Source organism: Lysobacter hankyongensis, from assembly GCF_039543145.1.
Lineage (GTDB): Bacteria > Pseudomonadota > Gammaproteobacteria > Xanthomonadales > Xanthomonadaceae > Lysobacter_I > Lysobacter_I hankyongensis.
Genome location: NZ_BAABJE010000001.1, coordinates 807,117 through 826,120, shown reverse-complemented (window position 1 = coordinate 826,120; position 19,004 = coordinate 807,117). Strand labels below are relative to the sequence as shown.

Annotated in this window: 22 protein-coding genes; 14 read left to right on the top strand and 8 right to left on the bottom strand. The window is 67.8% G+C overall.

Features of this window, described 5'->3' with window-relative positions; translation table 11 throughout:
- Positions 1-6: 6 nt before the first annotated feature.
- On the bottom strand, positions 7-597 hold the full coding sequence (wrbA, locus tag ABD974_RS03780; RefSeq protein ID WP_345301907.1) for an NAD(P)H:quinone oxidoreductase: 591 nt from the start codon (positions 595-597) through the stop codon (positions 7-9).
- A gap of 107 nt (positions 598-704) precedes the next feature.
- Between wrbA and ABD974_RS03775 the strand changes: the two genes are divergently transcribed.
- The 10 genes from ABD974_RS03775 (at position 705) to ABD974_RS03730 (ending at position 9,162) form a co-directional block, all read left to right on the top strand.
- Positions 705-1,970: a YihY family inner membrane protein gene (locus ABD974_RS03775; RefSeq protein ID WP_345301906.1), complete on the top strand. Its 1,266-nt coding sequence runs from the start codon at positions 705-707 to the stop codon at positions 1,968-1,970.
- Positions 1,970-2,563 carry a TlpA family protein disulfide reductase gene (locus tag ABD974_RS03770; RefSeq protein ID WP_345301905.1) on the top strand — a complete coding sequence of 198 codons (594 nt, stop codon included), beginning with the start codon at positions 1,970-1,972 and terminating at the stop codon, positions 2,561-2,563. Before ABD974_RS03775 ends, ABD974_RS03770 begins: the two co-directional genes overlap by 1 nt.
- Before the next feature lie 6 nt (positions 2,564-2,569).
- Positions 2,570-2,848 (top strand): acylphosphatase, encoded by a 279-nt coding sequence (locus ABD974_RS03765; RefSeq protein WP_345301904.1) that lies wholly within the window; start codon positions 2,570-2,572, stop codon positions 2,846-2,848.
- A gap of 105 nt (positions 2,849-2,953) precedes the next feature.
- Positions 2,954-3,415, top strand: coding sequence for an RrF2 family transcriptional regulator (locus ABD974_RS03760; protein WP_345301903.1), 462 nt, complete (start codon positions 2,954-2,956; stop codon positions 3,413-3,415).
- Between the two features lie 10 nt (positions 3,416-3,425).
- On the top strand, positions 3,426-3,662 hold the full coding sequence (locus ABD974_RS03755; protein WP_345301902.1) for a YezD family protein: 237 nt from the start codon (positions 3,426-3,428) through the stop codon (positions 3,660-3,662).
- A 74-nt stretch (positions 3,663-3,736) separates the two neighbouring features.
- Positions 3,737-5,197 carry an OprO/OprP family phosphate-selective porin gene (locus ABD974_RS03750; protein ID WP_345301901.1) on the top strand — a complete coding sequence of 487 codons (1,461 nt, stop codon included), beginning with the start codon at positions 3,737-3,739 and terminating at the stop codon, positions 5,195-5,197.
- A 15-nt stretch (positions 5,198-5,212) separates the two neighbouring features.
- Positions 5,213-6,244 (top strand): sulfate ABC transporter substrate-binding protein, encoded by a 1,032-nt coding sequence (locus ABD974_RS03745; protein ID WP_345301900.1) that lies wholly within the window; start codon positions 5,213-5,215, stop codon positions 6,242-6,244.
- Positions 6,241-7,116 (top strand): sulfate ABC transporter permease subunit CysT, encoded by an 876-nt coding sequence (gene cysT / locus ABD974_RS03740; protein WP_345301899.1) that lies wholly within the window; start codon positions 6,241-6,243, stop codon positions 7,114-7,116. The genes ABD974_RS03745 and cysT overlap by 4 nt, the downstream gene beginning before the upstream one ends.
- Complete coding sequence (cysW, locus tag ABD974_RS03735; protein WP_345301898.1) at positions 7,109-7,969, top strand: sulfate ABC transporter permease subunit CysW; 861 nt, start codon at positions 7,109-7,111, stop codon at positions 7,967-7,969. Before cysT ends, cysW begins: the two co-directional genes overlap by 8 nt.
- Before the next feature lie 134 nt (positions 7,970-8,103).
- Positions 8,104-9,162, top strand: coding sequence for a sulfate/molybdate ABC transporter ATP-binding protein (locus ABD974_RS03730; protein WP_425562623.1), 1,059 nt, complete (start codon positions 8,104-8,106; stop codon positions 9,160-9,162).
- Positions 9,163-9,176: 14 nt separating this feature from the next.
- Here the strand turns inward: ABD974_RS03730 and ABD974_RS03725 are convergent, their stop codons facing one another.
- The 3 genes from ABD974_RS03725 to ABD974_RS03715 are packed head-to-tail and all read right to left on the bottom strand — an operon-like array spanning position 9,177 to position 11,340.
- Positions 9,177-9,965, bottom strand: a complete 789-nt coding sequence (locus ABD974_RS03725; protein WP_345301897.1) for a hypothetical protein — start codon at positions 9,963-9,965, stop codon at positions 9,177-9,179.
- 35 nt (positions 9,966-10,000) lie between these two features.
- On the bottom strand, positions 10,001-10,909 hold the full coding sequence (locus ABD974_RS03720) for a DUF2145 domain-containing protein (RefSeq protein WP_345301896.1): 909 nt from the start codon (positions 10,907-10,909) through the stop codon (positions 10,001-10,003).
- Entirely contained in the window at positions 10,906-11,340 is a 435-nt protein-coding gene (locus tag ABD974_RS03715) for a hypothetical protein (RefSeq protein WP_345301895.1), read from the bottom strand. The genes ABD974_RS03720 and ABD974_RS03715 overlap by 4 nt, the downstream gene beginning before the upstream one ends.
- A gap of 145 nt (positions 11,341-11,485) precedes the next feature.
- Between ABD974_RS03715 and ABD974_RS03710 the strand changes: the two genes are divergently transcribed.
- The 4 genes from ABD974_RS03710 (at position 11,486) to ABD974_RS03695 (ending at position 16,666) form a co-directional block, all read left to right on the top strand.
- The gene (locus tag ABD974_RS03710) at positions 11,486-12,232 is read left to right on the top strand and encodes a helix-turn-helix domain-containing protein (RefSeq protein ID WP_345301894.1); all 747 of its coding nucleotides are present in this window, start codon (positions 11,486-11,488) and stop codon (positions 12,230-12,232) included.
- Positions 12,233-12,453: 221 nt separating this feature from the next.
- Positions 12,454-12,969, top strand: a complete 516-nt coding sequence (gene fabA / locus ABD974_RS03705; RefSeq protein WP_345301893.1) for a 3-hydroxyacyl-[acyl-carrier-protein] dehydratase FabA — start codon at positions 12,454-12,456, stop codon at positions 12,967-12,969.
- Entirely contained in the window at positions 12,969-14,195 is a 1,227-nt protein-coding gene (locus ABD974_RS03700; RefSeq protein WP_345301892.1) for a beta-ketoacyl synthase N-terminal-like domain-containing protein, read from the top strand. Before fabA ends, ABD974_RS03700 begins: the two co-directional genes overlap by 1 nt.
- Before the next feature lie 482 nt (positions 14,196-14,677).
- Positions 14,678-16,666 carry a catalase gene (locus ABD974_RS03695; RefSeq protein WP_345301969.1) on the top strand — a complete coding sequence of 663 codons (1,989 nt, stop codon included), beginning with the start codon at positions 14,678-14,680 and terminating at the stop codon, positions 16,664-16,666.
- A 155-nt stretch (positions 16,667-16,821) separates the two neighbouring features.
- Here the strand turns inward: ABD974_RS03695 and ppk2 are convergent, their stop codons facing one another.
- Genes ppk2 through moaB form a run of 4 tightly spaced genes read right to left on the bottom strand, consistent with a single transcriptional unit; the run spans position 16,822 to position 18,999 of the window.
- Positions 16,822-17,613 (bottom strand): polyphosphate kinase 2, encoded by a 792-nt coding sequence (ppk2, locus tag ABD974_RS03690; protein ID WP_345301891.1) that lies wholly within the window; start codon positions 17,611-17,613, stop codon positions 16,822-16,824.
- 11 nt (positions 17,614-17,624) lie between these two features.
- Positions 17,625-18,068, bottom strand: a complete 444-nt coding sequence (locus ABD974_RS03685) for a hypothetical protein (protein ID WP_345301890.1) — start codon at positions 18,066-18,068, stop codon at positions 17,625-17,627.
- Between the two features lie 9 nt (positions 18,069-18,077).
- Positions 18,078-18,476, bottom strand: coding sequence for a helix-turn-helix domain-containing protein (locus ABD974_RS03680; RefSeq protein ID WP_345301889.1), 399 nt, complete (start codon positions 18,474-18,476; stop codon positions 18,078-18,080).
- Between the two features lie 4 nt (positions 18,477-18,480).
- Positions 18,481-18,999 carry a molybdenum cofactor biosynthesis protein B gene (gene moaB, locus ABD974_RS03675; RefSeq protein ID WP_345301888.1) on the bottom strand — a complete coding sequence of 173 codons (519 nt, stop codon included), beginning with the start codon at positions 18,997-18,999 and terminating at the stop codon, positions 18,481-18,483.
- Positions 19,000-19,004 lie beyond the last annotated feature (5 nt).

The window sequence follows — 19,004 nt, the reverse complement described above, 5'->3', positions numbered from 1 at the left end:
GTCGCCTCAGGCCAGTTTCAGCGCGAGCTGGGCGATGCGCCGGCCCAGCGCGCGGGCGAGGGCGGCTTCGTCGTCGGTCAGCTGCGGGTCGTCCTTCGCGCCGGCGACATGGCTGGCGCCGTAGGGCGTGCCGCCGCTGCGGGTGGTGCTCAACTGCGGTTCCGTGAACGGGATGCCGGCGACGACGCAGCCGTGATGCAGCAGCGGGACCAGCATCGTCAGCAGGGTCGACTCCTGACCGCCGTGCTGGGTCGCGGTGGAGGTGAACGCCGCCGCCGGCTTGCCGACCAGGGTGCCGCTGGCCCATTCCGCGCCCAGGGTGTCGAGGAAATGCTTCACCGGCGCGGCCATGTTGCCGAAGCGGGTCGGGCTGCCGAGGATCAGGCCGGCGCATTCGGCCAGATCGCGCGTCTCGACGTAGGGCGCGCCGTCCTCGGGCTCCGGCGGTGCGGTTTCACGCGTGACCGGGGCTACCGGCGGCACCGTGCGCAGGCGTGCGGCCATGCCCTCGACTTCGCCGACGCCGCGCGCGATCTGCCGCGCCAGCCGTGCGACCGAGCCGCCGCGGCTGTAGTACAGAACCAGGATCTCGGGCATGGGCGGTCCGGGCGGCGTCGTGCGGAGAGGGCCGACAGGGTAAGCCAAGCGCCGGCCGGGTGCGAAGGCCGCGATGCCGGCGCCGGGCCTGCTACCCTTGCGCGGCCATGGCATTCATCGAGACATTGCAGCGATGGCGCACGCGCGGCTGGGATCGCGCCCGCGCCGGCACCTTCTTCCGCTTCCTGTGGCTGCGGTTCCTCGACGACCGCCTGCTGCAGGCGGCCGGCGCGCTGGCCTTCACCACCGCGTTCGCGATCGTCCCGCTGAGCATGGTGGTGTTCGGCGTGCTGTCGGCCTTCCCGGTCTACCAGGAATGGAGCCAGCAGCTCAGCACCTACATCTTCTCGAACTTCGTGCCGTCTTCGGCGCGCTCGGTCGAAGCCTATCTGCTCGATTTCTCCGGCAACGCCGGCAAGCTCACCGTGGTCGGCGTGATCGTGCTGGTGGTGTCGCTGCTGATCACGCTCACCAGCATCGAGGCCACCTTCAACCGGATCTGGCGCGTGCCCACCGCGCGGCCGCGGTTCGGCCGGCTGGTCGTGTACTGGACGGTGATGACCTTCGGCGCGCTGCTGGCGGCGGCCAGCCTCGCGATCTCCGCGCGCTTCTTCGCGCTGTCGATCTTCCAGACCGAGCCGGGACAATGGCTGGAGCACTGGCTGCTCAGCGGCAGCCCGATCGTCATCGAGTTCGTGGCGCTGGCGGTGGTCTACCGCGTGGTGCCGCATCGCACGATCCGCTGGCGTCACGTCGCCCCGGGCGCGCTGCTGGCGGTGGTGATGATCGAGGTCGTGAAGATCGCGGTCGGTTCCTATCTCGGCAGTTTCGGCGCCTACGAAAAGATCTACGGCACGCTCGCGCTGATTCCGATCTTCCTCGGCTGGGTGTATTTCAGCTGGGTCTCGATCCTGTTCGGCGCATCGCTGGCGTCGTCGCTGTCGGCGTTCCGCTATCAGCCTGCGGCGCAGCGCCTGCCGGTCGGTTACGAATTCCACGGGTTGCTGCGTTTGATCGGCCGCTTCGACGAATACCGGCAGCGCGGCAAGGGTCTGCATCTGGACGACATCCGCCGGATCGAGCCGGTGCTCACCGACGGACTGGTGCAGCAGATGCTGAGCCAGCTGTGCGAGATCGGGCTGATCGTGCGCGCCGAATCCGGCGAATGGCTGCTGGCCCGCGATCTCGACGATCTCACCCTCGGCGAACTCTACGAGGCCTGCCGGCTGCGCATCCCGGTGGCCGAGGCCTGGCTGCCCGCGCGCGACGATGCGCTGGGCGAAGCCGCGGTCGCCGCGCTGGACGAACTCCGGCTTCCCCTGCGCGATCTGCTGAAACGGCCGGTCGCCTCGATCTATCGCAAGGATTCCTGATGATTCCGAAGTACTGCGTTCTGCCGCTGCTGCTCGCGCTGGCCGCCTGCCAGCCCGCGTCGACCGATGCGGCGTCCACCGACGCCAAGCAGGCGGACTCGAAGCAGGCCGATCCGAAGCAGGCCGATGCGAAGCCTGCCGACGCGACGCCTGCGGCGGACGCCGAAAGGCCGACGCTGAAGATCGCCACGCTCGAAGGTGCGCAGTACGACCTCGCCTCGAAGCGCGGCGGCTGGGTGGTGGTGAACTTCTGGGCGACCTGGTGCGCGCCCTGCATCAAGGAAATGCCCGAACTGGATGCGTTCGACGCCGAGCGCGCGGACGTCGAGGTCATCGGCCTGGCCTACGAGGAAATCGCGGTCGAGGAGATGCGCGCGTTCCTCAAGCAGCGTCCGGTGCGCTATCCGATCGCGCTGGTCGACACCTACGATCCGCCGGCGGATTTCCCGACGCCGCGCGGTCTGCCGATGACCTATGTGATCGCGCCCGACGGCCGCATCGCGAAATCGTTCATGGGGCCGGTCACCGGCACCGAACTCGCCGCGGTCATCGATGCGCCCGCCGGCGCGCCCGCGGCCAAACCGGAAGGCTGATCCGCGATGGTTGCCGCGCGCTTCTTCGTTTCCGGGCGCGTCCAGGGCGTGACCTTCCGCGCCCACACCCGCGCGCAGGCGCTGGCGTTGGGCCTGCACGGCCACGCCCGCAATCTCGACGACGGTCGCGTCGAAGTGCTCGCCGTCGGCGACGGGGCTGCGATCGAACGGCTTGCCGACTGGTTGCAGCACGGCCCGCCGCTGGCGCGGGTGGACGGCGTGGTTCGCGATGCGCCCGACGTGCCCGACATGCCCATGTCATCGCAGGGATTTTCGGTCGGCTGAAGCGGCCCGGTCCGGTCGCTATCAGGATATGACCGCCGGGCATTAGACCCGTTCCCGGGGCTGTGGCATCAATTCCTACGGTTTCGATAGGAATAACGCCGCGACATGCTCTCGATGAAGGCCAAGTACGCACTGCGGGCGATGAGCGAGCTGGCGCGCGCCGGCGAGGCGCGCGTGCAGGCGCACGAACTGGCGCAGCGCTGCCGCGCGCCGGGCAAGTTCCTCGAGACCATCCTGGTCGACCTGCGCATCGCCGGTTTCGTCGACAGCCGCCGCGGCCAGCACGGCGGCCATGCGCTGGCGCGATCGCCGGAGCAGATCATGATCGGCGATCTCATCCGCGTCATCGACGGACCGCTGGCGCCCGTGCGCTGCGCCAGCGTCACCGCCTACGAACCCTGCCGCGACTGCCCCGATCCCGACGCCTGCGCCCTGCGCGCGCTGATGCGCGAATCGCGCGATGCGCTGTCGCGCGTGCTCGACCGGCGCAGCCTGCACGATTTCGCCAACGCCGAAGTCGAGGCTTCGGCGGCCGCGGCCATGTCCCCCGTGGCCGTCCATCCCTGAGGAAGCAGTCATGAACGAACGACGGACCACCGACGACGTTTCCGATTCCGATGCGCCCCGCGAGCGCGACGGCGACGCCCGCAATGTCGCCGGCATTCCGCCGGTGGGCGCGCGTCTGAACGATCACGAGCGCGCGGTGATCGCCGCGCTGCGCGACATCGCGTTCGGCGAGGTCGAGGTCGTGGTCCACAACGCGAAGATCGTGCAGATCACGCGCAGCCAGAAATTCCGATTCGCCGACCGTTGAACGGTCGGTCCCGCCCATCCCATCCCAGCGCAGACCGGACCGCCGGACGCGCGTCAATCCTCACGGAGTCGACGATGTCCAATCATGCCAGGCGCGCTGCGACGCGCCACCGATACACGGCAGCGGTCCCGCTCGCCATCGCGCTTTCGCTCGCGCTGCCTTCCGCCCAAGCGCACGATCCCGATCCGGCCACGCGCGCGCTGATCGAACGTCTCGAAGCGGTCGAACGTCGCCTCGGCGTCGCCGCCGACGGCGAATCCGCGGCGTCCGCCGCCGATCTCGATCAGCGTCTGCGCGTGATCGAACGCAAACTCGAACTGCAGGCCGAAGAGCTCGCCGCGAAGGCGGCGAAGGATCCGGTGATCTCGCTGACGCCCGCGAAGGGCCTGTCGGTGAAATCGCCGGATGGTCTCGAGCTCAAGGTCCGCGGCCTCGTGCAGGCCGACGGTCGTTTCTTCGTCGGCGACGACGCCGCGCCGCAGAACGACACCTTCCTGTTCCGTCGCATCCGGCCCACGCTGGAAGGCACCTGGGGGTCGCTGGTCGGCTTCCGGCTCACCCCGGAGTTCGCCGGCGACAGCGCCACCATCGTCGACGCCTACGTCGACCTGAAATTCGATCCGCGCGCCACCGTGCGCATCGGCAAGGTCAAGGGTCCCGTGGGTCTGGAGCGCCTGCAGTCCGGCGGTTCGATCGCGTTCGTCGAACGCGGCTTTCCGACCGAACTGGCGCCGAACCGCGATCTCGGCGTGCAACTGCAGGGCGAACTGTTCGACACCCGTCTGAGCTACGTGGTGGGCGCCTACAACGGCGCGCCCGACGGTCGCGATGCCGCCACCACCAATCCCGACAACGAGTTCGAGTACGCGGGCCGGGTGTTCTGGGAACCGTTCAAGAACGCGGCGAACGGCTGGTCCGGCCTCGGCATCGGCGTCGCCGCCAGCGTCGGCGACACCTTCGGCACCGGCAACAACTTCCTGCCGCGCTATCGCACCCCCGGGCAGGCGCAGTTCTTCGCCTACAACACGAACGTCGCCGCCGACGGTCTGCACCGCCGCTTCTCGCCGCAGGGTTATTTCTATCGCGGCCGCTACGGCCTGCTCGGCGAATACATCACCTCCGAACAGGAAGTGCGGGTGACCAGCGGCGTCAACGCCGGTCGTCGCGACCATCTCGTCAACGAGGCCTACCAGCTCACCGGCAGCGTCGTGCTTACCGGCGAGGACGCGAGCTATCGCGGTGTCGCCAAGCCCAACAAACCTTTTACGTCCGATGCGGCAGGCTGGGGCGCGTTCGAACTGGTCGGCCGCTTCGGCGAACTGAAGGTCGACGACGAAGCCTTCCCGCTGTTCGCCAACGCCGCGACCTCCGCGCGCTCCGCGAAGGCGTGGACGATCGGTCTCAACTGGTACCTCAACAGCAATCTCAAACTGGTCGCGAATTACACCCAGACCACCTTCGAGGGCGGGGCCGCAGCCGGCGCCGACCGCGAAGACGAGAAATCCTTCTTCACCCGCGCGCAATTGTCCTTCTGACCCGGAGCGAATGCCATGAAACGCCTCCTCAAACCCCTCCTCATCGGCCTGCTCATTGCGCCGATCGTTGCCGGCGTCGCCCACGTGCGTCCGGCGCAGGCCGCCGACGGCGAACTGCTCAATGTCTCCTACGATCCCACCCGCGAGTTCTACGCCGAAGTGAACGAACGCTTCTCCGCGCAGTGGAAGCAGCAGACCGGCGAAACCCTGAAGATCCGCGCGTCGCATGGCGGCTCCGGCAAGCAGGCGCGTTCGGTGATCGACGGCCTCGAAGCCGATGTCGTGACCCTCGCGGTCGCCGTCGACATCGACGCCATCGTGCAGAACGGCAAACTGCTGCCCGCCAACTGGCAGTCGCGGCTGCCGCACAACAGTTCGCCCTACACCTCGACGATCGTGTTCCTGGTGCGCAAGGGCAACCCCAAGAAGATCGCCGACTGGGGCGACCTCGCGAAGCCGGGCGTCGCGGTGATCACGCCCAACCCGAAGACTTCCGGCGGCGCGCGCTGGAACTATCTCGCGGCCTGGGCGTGGGCGTCGAAGGAATACCGCGACGGCGACAAGGTCGTGGGCTTCCTCACCCGGTTGTTCAAGAACGTTCCGGTGCTGGACACCGGTGCGCGCGGATCGACCACCACCTTCGTCGAGCGCGGCATCGGCGACGTGCTGATCGCGTGGGAGAACGAAGCGCTGCTCACGCTCAACCAGGCCGATACCCGCGGCAAGTTCGAGATCGTGGTGCCGAGCCTGAGCATCAAGGCCGAGCCGCCGGTGGCCTGGGTGGACAAGAACGTGGCCAAGCACGGCACCCGCAAACAGGCCGAAGCGTATCTGCGCTTCCTCTACTCGCCTGAAGGGCAGCAGCTGGCGGCGAAGCACTTCTATCGTCCGGCCGAGCCCGACAAGGTGCCGGCCGCCGCGCTCGCGCGGTTCCCGAAGGTGCCGCTGGTGACCGTCGACGCCGCGTTCGGCGGCTGGAAGAAGGCGCAGGCGGATCATTTCGCCGACGGCGCCTTCTTCGACAGCATCTACAAGGCGTCGCGATGACCGCGGACGCCGGCACCGCGGCGACCGCGCCGCGCGCGCGAAGACTGCCGAACCCCTTGCCGGGGTTCGGCATCAGTCTGGGTCTGGGCATGGCCTGGCTCGGCGCGGTGGTGCTGTTGCCGCTGCTGGCGCTGAGCGTGCGTGCGGCCGGCCTCGGAACGGAGGGCTGGCTGCGCGCGCTGCGCGACGAGCGTGTGCAGGAAGCCCTGAAACTCAGCTTCGGCGCCGCGCTGGTCGCGGCGCTGATCGCGTTGCTGGTCGGCGGTCTCATCGCCTGGGTGCTGGTGCGTTACCGTTTTCCCGGCCGGCGTCTGGTGGATGCGCTGGTCGATCTGCCGTTCGCGCTGCCGACCGCGGTCGCCGGCATCGCGCTGACCGCGATCTACTCGAAGAACGGCTGGGTCGGGCGGGTCATCGAGCCGATGGGCCTGCAGATCGCTTACACCTCGATCGGCATCGTGCTGGCGCTGGTGTTCATCGGCCTGCCGTTCGCGGTACGCACGGTGCAGCCGCTGCTCGAAACCCTGGGGCGCGAGCCGGAAGAAGCCGCGGCCTCGCTCGGCGCATCGCGCTGGACCGCGCTGCGGCGCGTGGTGTTCCCGGAATTGCTGCCGGGCCTGCTGACCGGGTTCTCGCTGGCGTTCGCGCGCGGACTCGGCGAATACGGCTCGGTGATCTTCATCGCCGGCAACCTGCCGTACAAGACCGAGATCGCGCCGCTGTTGGTGACGATCCGTCTGGAGGAATACGACTACAACGGCGCGATCGCGATCGCCGCGCTGCTGCTGGCCGCGTCGTTCGCGTGCCTGCTCGCCATCAATGCGATTCCGCTGCTGTTCGCGCACGAGCGCAAGGGAGGCCGTCGTGGCTGAGGGTGCGAAGATCGACGATGCCGTGCGCGAGCCGGCCTGGCTGCGCTGGCTGCTGATCGCGTTGGCGGTGCTGGCGATGCTCGGCCTGGTGGTGTTGCCGCTGCTGATGGTGCTGGTCGCGGCCTTCGGCGACGGCTTCGTCGGCTGGATCAAGGCGCTGTCCGAGCCGGATGCGCTGGCGGCGCTGAAACTCACCCTGTTCACGGTCGCCATCGTGCTGCCGATCAACGCCGTGTTCGGCCTGTTGATGGCGTGGGCGGTGACCCGTTTCGAATTCCGCGGCAAGCGCGTGCTGCTGTCGCTGCTGGACCTGCCGTTCGCGGTGTCGCCGGTGGTGGCCGGCCTGTGCCTGGTGCTGCTGTTCGGCACCCACGGCTGGTTCGCGGAATGGCTGGCCGAAAACGATATCAAGATCCTGTTCGCGCGCCCGGGCATCGTGCTGGCGACGCTGTTCATCACGTTTCCGTTCGTGGTCCGCGAACTGATTCCGCTGATGCAGCAGCAGGGCGCGGACGAAGAGCTGGCGGCGCGCTCGCTGGGCGCCGGCGCCTGGTCGATGTTCTTCCGGGTCACGCTGCCGAACATCCGCTGGGGCCTGCTCTACGGCGTGCTGCTGTGCGGCGCGCGCGCGATGGGCGAATTCGGCGCGGTGTCGGTGGTGTCCGGACATATCCGCGGCCTCACCAACACGCTGCCGCTGCACATCGAGATCCTCTACAACGAGTTCGACACCACCGCGGCGTTCGCCGCCGCGTCGCTGTTGTCGGGGTTGGCGCTGGTGACGCTGGTCTTGAAGTTTTGGTTGGAATCCAAGCACGGCGACGCGCTGGCCGCATCGCACAGGAAGCATTGACATGAAGCGCTGCCTTTTTCTGCGTTCGTCGCCCGGTGCGCCGGTGACAGTCGCGCCGCACTCCTGGGGCGTCCGGGCGCGGCTCGAATCCAAACACGGCGACGCGCTGGCCGCATCGCACAGGAAGCATTGACATGCAGTTGCGCATTCTCGAATTGAACAAACGTTATCCCGGCGTCGCCGCCCTCGATGGCGTCGATCTGACGATCGCCTCGGGCGAGCTGATCGCGCTGCTCGGACCGTCCGGCTCCGGCAAGACCACGCTGCTGCGGGTCATCGCCGGCCTGTTGTCGCCCGACAGCGGCCGGGTGCTGTTCGGCGAACGCGACGCCACCCGCCTGAGCCTGCGCGAACGCAATGTCGGCTTCGTGTTCCAGCATTACGCGCTGTTCCGGCACATGACCGTGGCCGAGAACATCGCCTTCGGCCTGCGCAGCCGTCCGCGCGCGCGCCGCCCCGCGAAGGCGGACATCGCGAAGCGGGTGGAGGAACTGCTGGGCCTGATCCAGTTGCCCGAACTCGGCGGACGTTATCCCGACCAGTTGTCGGGCGGGCAGAAGCAGCGCGTGGCGCTGGCGCGCGCGCTGGCGATCGATCCGAGCGTGCTGCTGCTGGACGAACCCTTCGGTGCGCTCGATGCGAAGGTGCGGGTGGAACTGCGCCGCTGGCTGCGCCGCCTGCACGACCAGACCGGGCAGACCACGGTGTTCGTCACCCACGATCAGGAAGAGGCGCTGGAACTCGCCGATCGCGTGGTGGTGATGCGCGCGGGCCGGATCGAGCAGGTCGGTACCCCGGCCGAGATCTACGAAACGCCGGCCTCGGCCTACGTCTTCGATTTCATCGGTCGCGGCAATGCGCTCGATGGCGCGGTGCGCGACGGCGTGTTTTCGACCGCCGATGGCGTGGCCGTGTTCGCCGCCCCCGGCTGCGCCGATGGCCCGGTGGTCGCGCATCTGCGGCCGCACGAACTGGAAGCGCAGGGCGACGACGGTGCGGCGAGAGAGGGCATCCGCGCGCGCGTGCTCGCTTCGCATCGACGTGCGGACCGCATCACCATCGATCTCGCGATCGGCGAACACCCGAAGCCGTTCGAGTGGGACATGATCGCGACACCCGGCCTCGTGCCGCCGGTGCCCGGGCAGGCGCTGCGCCTGCAGCCGTCGCGGGTGCGTTTCTATCCGCGGGACTGACGATCGCAGACGGCTCACTGCACGATCAGTTCGCGCTCCGACACGATCTCGCCGTGCCCGAAATCGTGCGCGGCCTTCAGCCGGTAACGACCCGGCGCGGGCGCGGTCACGAGCGCAAGCAACTGCTCCGGTTGCTGGCTGAGCAGGATGCCCCGTTCGTTGCGCTGCCCGGTACGCGCTTCGCCCTGCACGATCCGGCGACCACCCGCATCCTCGATCCAGACGCGGATCGCACGGACGTTCGACAGCGGCGCGCCGTTGTCGGTCGCCAGGACTTCGATGACGGCGCGTTCGTGCGCGCGCATCGGCACGGGCGACATCGGCAGCAGCAGTTCGAATCTTGGGCGTAGCGAGTAGGCGCCGACGATGCGACCGCGCCTGCCTGCGACCGGGACGAAGCGCAGGCGCCACGTCCCGGCGGTCGCTTGACGAACTTCGTCCAGCCGGTACACGTCGCCGCGCTCCGGATGCGCGGCTTCTTCGGCGGGCAGCAACTTCAGTGCGTCGCCGCGCTCGTGCCACGCGATGCGGCCTGCGGGATCGATGAGCTCCACGCGCGCGAGCGGTACGGTGGATCGCAGCGACGAGAACACGATGCGTGTCGATCCGCCTGTGGGCACCTCGATGCGGGTTTCCACCGCCTGTGCCGGCGCCGTCAGCGTGAAGGCACGCGTCGTCGCCTGCGCGCCCGCGTGTCCTGCGGTCAACACGCCTGCGATGAGCAGGGCCGCAATCCGCAGCGGATGGCCGTAAAGGCGCTGCCGGGCGAGCGCGGGTCGTTGTGGCGTGTCGTGGCCGTGCATGTCGATCCTTCCTGGTTGTCGTCCGTGCGCTCGTCTCAGCCTGGCCCCGGTGTCGCGACCCAGCGGCCATGTCGCCACTCGCGTTCGCCGGATGTCAGCCCCGCGCTGTCGAGCCATTCGAGAATCGAACGCACCGTCACCACCGGGTAGTCGCCGCCGAGCCGGGTCGCGACCGGATGATCGGTGAACACCAGATGCGCGCCGAACAGTCCGCCGACGATCCGCTGCGTGTAGGGAATGTGGATGCGGCCGGGACTGAAACCGTGGCCGACGGCGAGCGTATAGGCCTGCGCGCGGGTGCGTACGGACGTCTTCGGCGGCAGCGAAGCGGCGATGTGTTCGAGCACCCACGCGGTCGAGTTCTGGTATTTCGCGCTGCCGGGGCGGGCGATCAGGTTGTATCGTGGCGTGTACAGCGCATCGCGCGGCAGCGCGATCAGTCGTGCGGCCAGACGCGTCGCGACCTCCTGCGGCAACCAGGTGATGCGCGCATCCTGATTGATCAGATCGTCGGCGAAGAAATTCACCAGGCCCTGCGCATACAGGCCGGAGCCGTCGCTGCTGCAGTCGTTGAGCAGATGGACCACCGTCCAGCGGCCGTCGGGGTGGTCGCGCACCGCGAATCCCGCGTGGCTGTAGCGCAGACCGTGTTTCGACAGATCGGTGCCGACGCGCGACACCAGCGCCACCGGCGCATCGGCCGCGTCCAGCGCGGAGGCGACGGCCAGTGCGGTGGCCGCGGCATCGGCGATCGCGTGCGGCGGCATCGGCCGGGCGTCGCAGTCGGTGCCGGCGCGCGCCGCGGGCGCGACGGTGAGCAGCAGCGCGGTCAGCGCGGCCAGCATCAGCCCCAGCAGACCGCCCGCGATCCGCGCGCTGCGTCGGCGCTGGCAGTGTCCGGGCGGATGCCGGCAGGCCGTGCGTGGGGTCGTGCGTGGATTCATGTGTCGATCTCGCGCGAATGCACGTGCGCGCGGGCGTGTTCGTCGGCGACGAAACACAGCGCCTCGCCCGCGGCCATCAACAGCCAGCCTCCGCTGACCGCGACCGCTTCCACCGCCGTGCCGCTGGCGATCGCCAGCGATTTGGCCGCTTCCGCGGTGAGATGGACCACGAACGAGGCGCCGAGCCCCACCACGGAGACCGTCACCGCCACCGCGCCGCCGCTGACGGCGACGCCGGTGACCAAGAATTTCCCGCCCGCGACCAGCGCGCCCACCACCGCCACCGGCACTTCCACCGACGCCATCACGCTCGCTTCCGAATGCCGGCCCGATGCGTCGGACTGCGCGTCCGCCGGCGGCACCAGCAGGCAGGCCAGGGCGACGGTGAGCGCGGCGAAGCGGAAGGACAGGCGGGAGGGGGAAGCGGGCATCGATGGCGTCGGCGACATGGCGTGGACTCGGTGGGCGATGGCTCGCGGGGGCTGCGGCGAAGAGACACCCGCGGCGCCCGGCGTTGCAATCCGCGTCGACCGAGTGTAGATAACGGGCATCCTCCGGTATTGGAAAAATAGACCCATGGCCGTTTCCGTCGAGCTGATCGATGCGCTCAAACGTCTGCTGCGCGGTCAGGGACTGACCTACCGTGAGCTGGCCTCACGCCTGAAGATGAGCGAGGCCGCGGTGAAGCGGATGTTCTCGCTGCGCGCGATGAGCCTGCAGCGGCTGGAGCAGATCTGCGACGTGCTGGATGTCGGCCTCTCCGAACTGGCCGCCGAGGCGTCGCGCGGCCGCGAAAGCATGGCCGCACTCACCGAGGCGCAGGAAAAGGCGCTGGTGTCCGAGCCGGCGCTGCTGCTGGCGCTGTTCCTCAGTCTGAATCGCTGGCGCCAGCAGGACGTGCTGGCGCAGTTCGCCTTCACCGAGGCGCAGTGGACCGGGTTGCTGGTGAAGCTCGATCGCCTGGGCATCATCGAACTGCTGCCCGGCAATCGCGCGCGTGCGCTCACCGCGCGCAATTTCCGCTGGCGTCGCGGCGGGCCGATGGAACGTTACTTCCGCGAGAAGCTGCTCACCGACTATTTCGCAGACGCCTTCGACGGCGAACAGGACGGCCTGTTCCTGCTCAGCGGCAGTCTCAGCGTCGACGGCGTGCGCCAGATGCGTCAGCGCCTGGAGGACGTGGTGCGCGAATTCGATGCGCTGCTGATCCGCGACGCGACCCTGTCGCCGAAGGAGCGCATCGGCATGAGTCTCGTGCTCGCGCAGAAACCGTGGCTGCTGCAACTGTTCCAGGGCTATCGGCGGGCGCTGGACAAGAGTTGATGCGTGCGCTGCGCGGCGTGCGCATACGGTGGCGCATGTCGGCATGCACGGTCTGGCCGCACGCCGGCGTATGTTGACTGCATACTCGTGCGAATGGTCAAAACCACTTGAAAACAAGTCGTTTCCATACGCATGCGAATGCGGAAAACGATCTCTCGCGTTCACGGTCGAGGACATTTTTCCGGCGATAATGATGGGCTCCGCCGCCGTGAGCGTTCCGCATGTCGCTGCCTGCTTCGTTCGATCATTCGCAATTGCTCGTCTGCGCCGATGGCGCGATGTTCGGTCCCGGGAACGCGCGGTTGCCCGCGCCGCCGATGTTGATGTTCGATCGCATCACCCATGTCGACGACACCGGCGGCGCATACGGCAAGGGCCAACTGGTGGCGGAACTGGAGATCCGTCCGGACCTGTGGTTCTTCGATTGCCACTTCGAGAACGATCCGGTGATGCCCGGGTGTCTCGGCCTCGATGCGATGTGGCAACTCGCGGGTTTCTTCCTGCCCTGGCTGGGCGAACCGGGGCGCGGGCGCGCGCTCGGCGTCGGCCAGGTCAAGTTCAGCGGCCAGGTGTTGCCGACCGCGAAGCTCGTGCGCTACGAAATCGACGTGCGCCGGGTGATGCGCGGCAAGCTCGCGCTGGTGATCGCGGACGGTCGCACCTACGTCGACGATCGTCTGATCTACGAAGCCGAGCATCTGCGCGTGGGCCTGTTCCGCTCGACGGAGGGCTTCTGATGCGTCGCGTCGTCGTTACCGGCTTCGGCATCGTCTCGCCCATCGGCAACGATGCGCAGACCGTCTCCGACGCGCTGCGCAACGGCACCAGCGGCGTGTCGGCGGTGCCCGAATACGCCGAGAAAGGCTTCCGCAGCCAGGTCGCAGGCGTGCCGCGGATCGATCTGGAAGCGATGGTGGATCGCAAGTTGAAGCGCTTCATGGGTGATGCCGCGGCCTACGCCTACGTGTCGATGCGCGACGCCATCGCCGACGCCGGATTGGACGACGCACAGGTGCGCAGTCCGCGCACCGGCGTGATCGCCGGCTCGGGCGGTGCCTCGGCGCAGTGGCAGATCGAGACCGGCGATCTCATGCGCAACAAGGGCGCGCGCAAGGTCGGCGCGTTCATGGTGCCGCGCACGATGTGCTCGACGGTGTCGGCTTCGCTGGCGACCGCGTTCGGCATCCAGGGCGTGAGCTATTCGATCTCCGCCGCCTGCGCGACCTCCGCGCACTGCATCGGCGCCGCGGCCGATCTCATCCGCTACGGCGCGCAGGACATCGTCATCGCCGGCGGCGGCGAAGAACTGCACTGGGGCATGTCGGTGCAGTTCGACGGCATGGGCGCGCTGTCCAGCGCATGGAACGACACGCCGGAGCGCGCCTCGCGTCCGTACGACGAAGGCCGCGACGGCTTCGTGATCGGCGCCGGCGGCGGCATGCTGGTGCTGGAGGATTACGATCACGCGGTCGCGCGCGGCGCACGCATCCACGCCGAACTCGTCGGCTACGGCGTGACCTCCGACGGCGCCGACATGGTCGCGCCCACCGGCGAAGGCGCGGTGCGCTGCATGCGCATGGCGCTGGCCGGTTTCGCGGCCGATGGCACGCCGGTCGGCGAGATCGATTACCTCAATACCCACGGCACCGCGACGCCGCTGGGCGACATCGTCGAATTGAAAGCGGTGCGCGAAGTCTTCGGCGACGCGATGCCGCCGCTGTCGTCGACCAAGGGCCTGACCGGGCATTCGCTCGGCGCGGCCAGCGTGCACGAAGCGATCTACAGCCTGCTGATGCTGCGCGACGGGTTCATGGCCGCTTCGGCGAACATCGACACGCTCGATCCCCGCGTCGGCGATGCGCCGATTCTGCGCGAAACGCGCGAGGCGCCGCTGCGCACGGTGATGTCGAACAGCTTCGGTTTCGGCGGCACCAATGCGGCGCTGGTGTTCAGGGCGGTGTGAGGCCAACCGTCATCGGGTGCGCTGAAGCGCACCGATGGGTTTCACATGGATCGAACACGGTGCGCTGAAGCGTGCCCCATGCGCTCCGCGATGGTTTCATGGCCGCGACATCTTCGGCCATACGCCGGCACGTCGCGCGCATCGTGCCGATTGCACGATGCCGAGCAAAAAAAGCCGCATCGCATGCGATCCCCACGGCGACATGCCGCGAATCGCTGTCCAAACTGAATTCCGCCTTGCCCGCAGCCGTCCGATGCAGGCCGCTCCGCGGGCCACCGTGGTTTCGGGATTACCGTGGTCGCACGCAGCGAAAGGCTGCGCGACGCGTTTGCACGGAGAACGACATGGCGACTGCGAAAAAATCGAAAGCGGGAAAGGGCAGTGCGGGCAAAGCCGATCCGAAAAACCGCACGACGCGCATCCCCGGTGATGCTGTCGGCAGCGGTGGCGAATTCCAGCAGCAGGCCGGCGGCGCGCATCCGATGCTCACCACCGCGCAGGGCATCGCGATCGCCGACAACCAGAATTCGCTGACGTCGACCCCGCGCGGTCCGACGTTGCTGGAAGATTTCATCCTTCGCGAGAAGATCACCCACTTCGATCACGAGCGCATCCCGGAGCGGATCGTGCATGCGCGCGGCAGCGCGGCGCACGGTTACTTCGAGCTGACGCATTCGCTGCAGCGCCAGACCACCGCGGCGATACTCAGTCGAAAGGGCGTCAGGACACCGGTGTTCGCCCGGTTCTCGACGGTCGCCGGCGGCGCCGGCTCGGTCGACACGCCGCGCGATGTGCGCGGTTTCGCGGTGAAGTTCTACACCGAGGAAGGCAACTGGGACCTGGTGGGCAACAACATCCCGGTGTTCTTCATCCAGGACGCGATGAAATTTCCCGATCTCATCCATGCGGTCAAGATGGAGCCCGATCGCGGCTTCCCGCAGGCCGGAAGCGCGCACGACACCTTCTGGGATTTCGTGTCGCTGATGCCCGAGAGCATGCACATGATCATGTGGGCGATGAGCGACCGCACGATTCCGCGCAGCCTGCGGACGATGGAAGGCTTCGGCATCCACAGCTTCCGCCTGTTGAACGCCGAGGGTCGCAGCACCTTCGCCAAATTCCACTGGCGCCCGACGCTGGGCATCCAGTCCACGGTGTGGGACGAAGCCGTCAAGTTGCAGTCGGCGGACAACGACTTCCATCGCCGCGATCTGTGGGAATCGATCGACGCCGGTCAATTCCCGGCCTGGGAGCTGGCGGTGCAACTGTTCACCGAGGAGGACGCCGCGGCGTTTCCGTTCGATCATCTCGATCCCACCAAGCTGATCCCCGAGGAATTGGTGCCGTTGCAGGTGATCGGCCGCATGGTCCTCGACCGCAACGTCGACAATCTGTTCGCCGAAACCGAACAGGTGGCGTTCTGTCCGGCGAATGTCGTGCCGGGCATCGACTTCAGCAACGACCCGCTGCTGCAGGGGCGGCTGCATTCCTATCTCGATACCCAGCTGTCGCGATTGGGCGGGCCGAATTTCCATCAGATTCCGATCAATGCCCCGAAGTGTCCGTTCGCCAATCACCAGCGCGACGGACACATGCAGATGGCGGTGCCGAAGGGGCGGGTGGCCTACGAGCCGTCCAGCCTGGATCCGGAATCGCCGCGCGCGAGCCGCGAACGCGGTTTCCGCCATTTCGCCGAGACGCCCGACGACGGCGCGAAAGGCCGTGTCCGGCCAGAGAGTTTCGCCGACCACTACAGCCAGGCGCGGATGTTCTTCCGCAGCCAGAGCGCGCTGGAACAGGCGCACATGGCCTCGGCGCTCGTGTTCGAGCTGTCGAAAGTGGCGACTGCGCACGTGCGCGAAAGCGTCGTCGGGCATATGCGCAATATCGACGAAACCCTCGCCGCGCGGGTCGCCGAGGGCCTGGGCATGGAGACCTTGCCGGATGCGCCGGCACCGGCGGCGCCGGTGCAGGATCTGCCGTCCTCGCCGGCGCTGCGGATCATCGATCGCATGCGCGACACGCTGGAAGGACGCTGCATCGGCATCCTGGTCGCCGACGGCTCCAACGCCAAGTCGATCGATGCGATCCGCTCGGCGGCGATCAAGGCCGGCGCGCGGGTCAAGATCGTCGCGCCGAAGCTGTCGGTACTGTTGTCGAACGGGAAGCGACTGGATGCGGACGGCCAACTGGCGGGCACCTCGTCGACCGTGTTCGATGCGGTCGCCAGCGTGCTCGATCCGGCGCAAGCGGAAACGTTGGCGAAAGACAGCGCCGCGACCGACTGGTTCCGCGATGCGTTCGGTCATCTCAAGGCGATCGCGGCCTGCAAGGGCACGCACATCATCCTGAAGGCTGCCGGCATCAAGCCCGATGCAGGCGTGGTGCCGCCCGAGGACGTCGATGCATTCCTCGCGCTCGCGCGCACGCGTCAGTGGGCGCGGGAGCCGAAGGTCCGCATGTTGGCCTGACGGACGGTTTCTGTCTGGCCTCTCGACGCTCTGGGCTGCACGAATGCGTAGCCCGGGTAGCGCGCAGCGATACCCGGGGCTTTTCAAGATTCATGGAACTGCCGTTTTTCAGGCGAAAATCCCCGGGTATCGCTGCGCGCTACCCGGGCTACGGGTTACGGTGATGCCTGGAAGTCGTCGATCGGCTTCACCACCGAATACTTCTCCTTCGCCGGCTTGCCCAGCAGCGGGGGGAAGTCGATCGGTTCGGGTTTGATCTCGGTGTCCGGCAGGCGGTCGAGCAGGTCGCGGATCAGGGTGAGGCGGCCGCGTTTCTGGTCGTTGAAGTCGACGAGGGTCCAGGGCGCGTGTTCCGTGTGCGTGGCCTTGAGCATCGCTTCGCGGGCCTTCGTGTACTCGCCGTATTTCGCGCGGGCTTCGATGTCGATCGGCGAGAGCTTCCAGCCTTTCAACGGGTCTTCGCGGCGTTCGGCGAAGCGCTTTTCCTGCTGCTCCTGGTCGCAGCACAGCCAGTACTTGAACAACTGGATGCCGTCGTCGACGAGCATCCGTTCGAACACCGGCGTCTGTTTCAGGAATGCCTTCACCTGTTTGTCGTCGGCGAAGCCCATCACCTTCTCGACGCCGGCGCGGTTGTACCAGCTGCGGTCGAACAGCACGATCTCGCCGGCCGCGGGCAGGTGGGCAGCGTAGCGCTGGAAGTACCATTGGGTTTTTTCGCGATCGTTCGGTTTGGGCAGGGCGACCACGCGGCACTGGCGCGGGTTGATGTGGGCGCGGATCGCGTCGATCGCGCCGCCCTTGCCGGCGGTGTCGCGGCCTTCCAGCAACACCAGGATGCGTTGCCCGGTCGTCGAGGCCCAGCGCGCCATCATCGCCAGCTCGCGCTGCAGGGGTTCGAGCAGGGCTTCGTACTCTTTGCTTTTGAGTTTTTCTGGACGTTTCATCGAGAACTCCGTCACTCCGGAATGTATTGTTGTGCGGACCACATGTCGCCGAGATCTTCCATCGTGCCATCGAATTCGAACGGCTCGAGGAAGTCGTTCATTGCGCTCGGCGGTTCGCCCCGGAGCATGCTGGCACGCATTTCGAGCAGGCGTGCCAGGCATGCGCCAGAGTGATGGGTCTTGTCCCAGATCTGCGGAGGTCCGTAGGCGTCGATGCGCCTTCGCAGATCGTTCTCCGCGGCACTCCAGAACGCTTCCCGGTCCTCGGGAACCAGCCCGCGCATGTCAAATCCATCGAAGATCGCGTATCCATGCTCACACTTGTCCTCCAGCCACCGTGCGAGTTTCGCCCCGGAGGGTGGTAGTTGCTCGGCGATCTTCTCCAACATCCCGGTCATGCCGAGATTGGATCCCCACAGAACCCGTCCATCCTCCAGCACGAGGGTCATGCTCACGGGGGACGCTCATGCGGAGGTCTTGCGTGCGCGCTTCGCGGCAGCGCGCTTTCGTGTGGACCGCGCCGGTGCGTCGTCTTCGTCGCGGGCGCCGGCGGCCATGCTGCGGGCGACTTCCAGCAGCGCGCCCTGCTGCTTCGTGTTGAGCGCGCGGTAGGCGGCGAGCAGGCTGTGTTCGCCCTTGGTACGGGTGGGGTCGAGGGTGCTGGCGACTTCCGAGAGCAGCGCGCCCGCGGGCACGCCGAAGGTGCGGGCGAGGGCGTCGATCTGGTCGCGCCCGGGCATCTTCTCGTCCTTCAGCCAAGCGCTGACGGTGTTGACGCCGGCGCGCGGGATCGCGGTCGCCAGGTCGGTCACGCTCAGGCCGGTGGCCTTGGTGAGCAGGCGCAACGTATTGCCGATGGACATCGAATCACTCCTTGAGCCGCGGACGCAGCGTGGCGAGATTGCAGGGGCGGGTGCGCGCGTCGAGCTGTGCGCGGACGATCTTCTCCCAGGCGGTGCGGCACGCGGAGGTGGAGCCGGGGAGGGCGAACAGGAAGGTGCCGTTGGCGAGACCGGCGAACGCGCGCGACTGCAGCGTCGACGTGCCGATCTCCTCGAAGCTCAGCGCGCGGAACAACTCGCCGAAGCCGGGCATCTCCTTGTCGAGCAGCGGCAGCAGGGCTTCGGGCGTGGAGTCGCGGCCGGTGAAGCCGGTGCCGCCGGTGACGAGGATGCCGTCGACGCCGGGATCGGCGATCCACTGCGAGACCTGCGCGCGCAGCCGGTATTTGTCGTCGGGCAGCAGGGCGCGGTCGTGGAGGCGATGGCCGGCGTCGGCGAGGGCGGTGGCGAGATAGTCGCCGGAGCTGTCTTCGGCGAGGCTGCGCGTGTCGGACACGGTCAGCACGCACAGCGAGAGGGGGATGAACTGTAGGGCTGCGGTCATGGGCC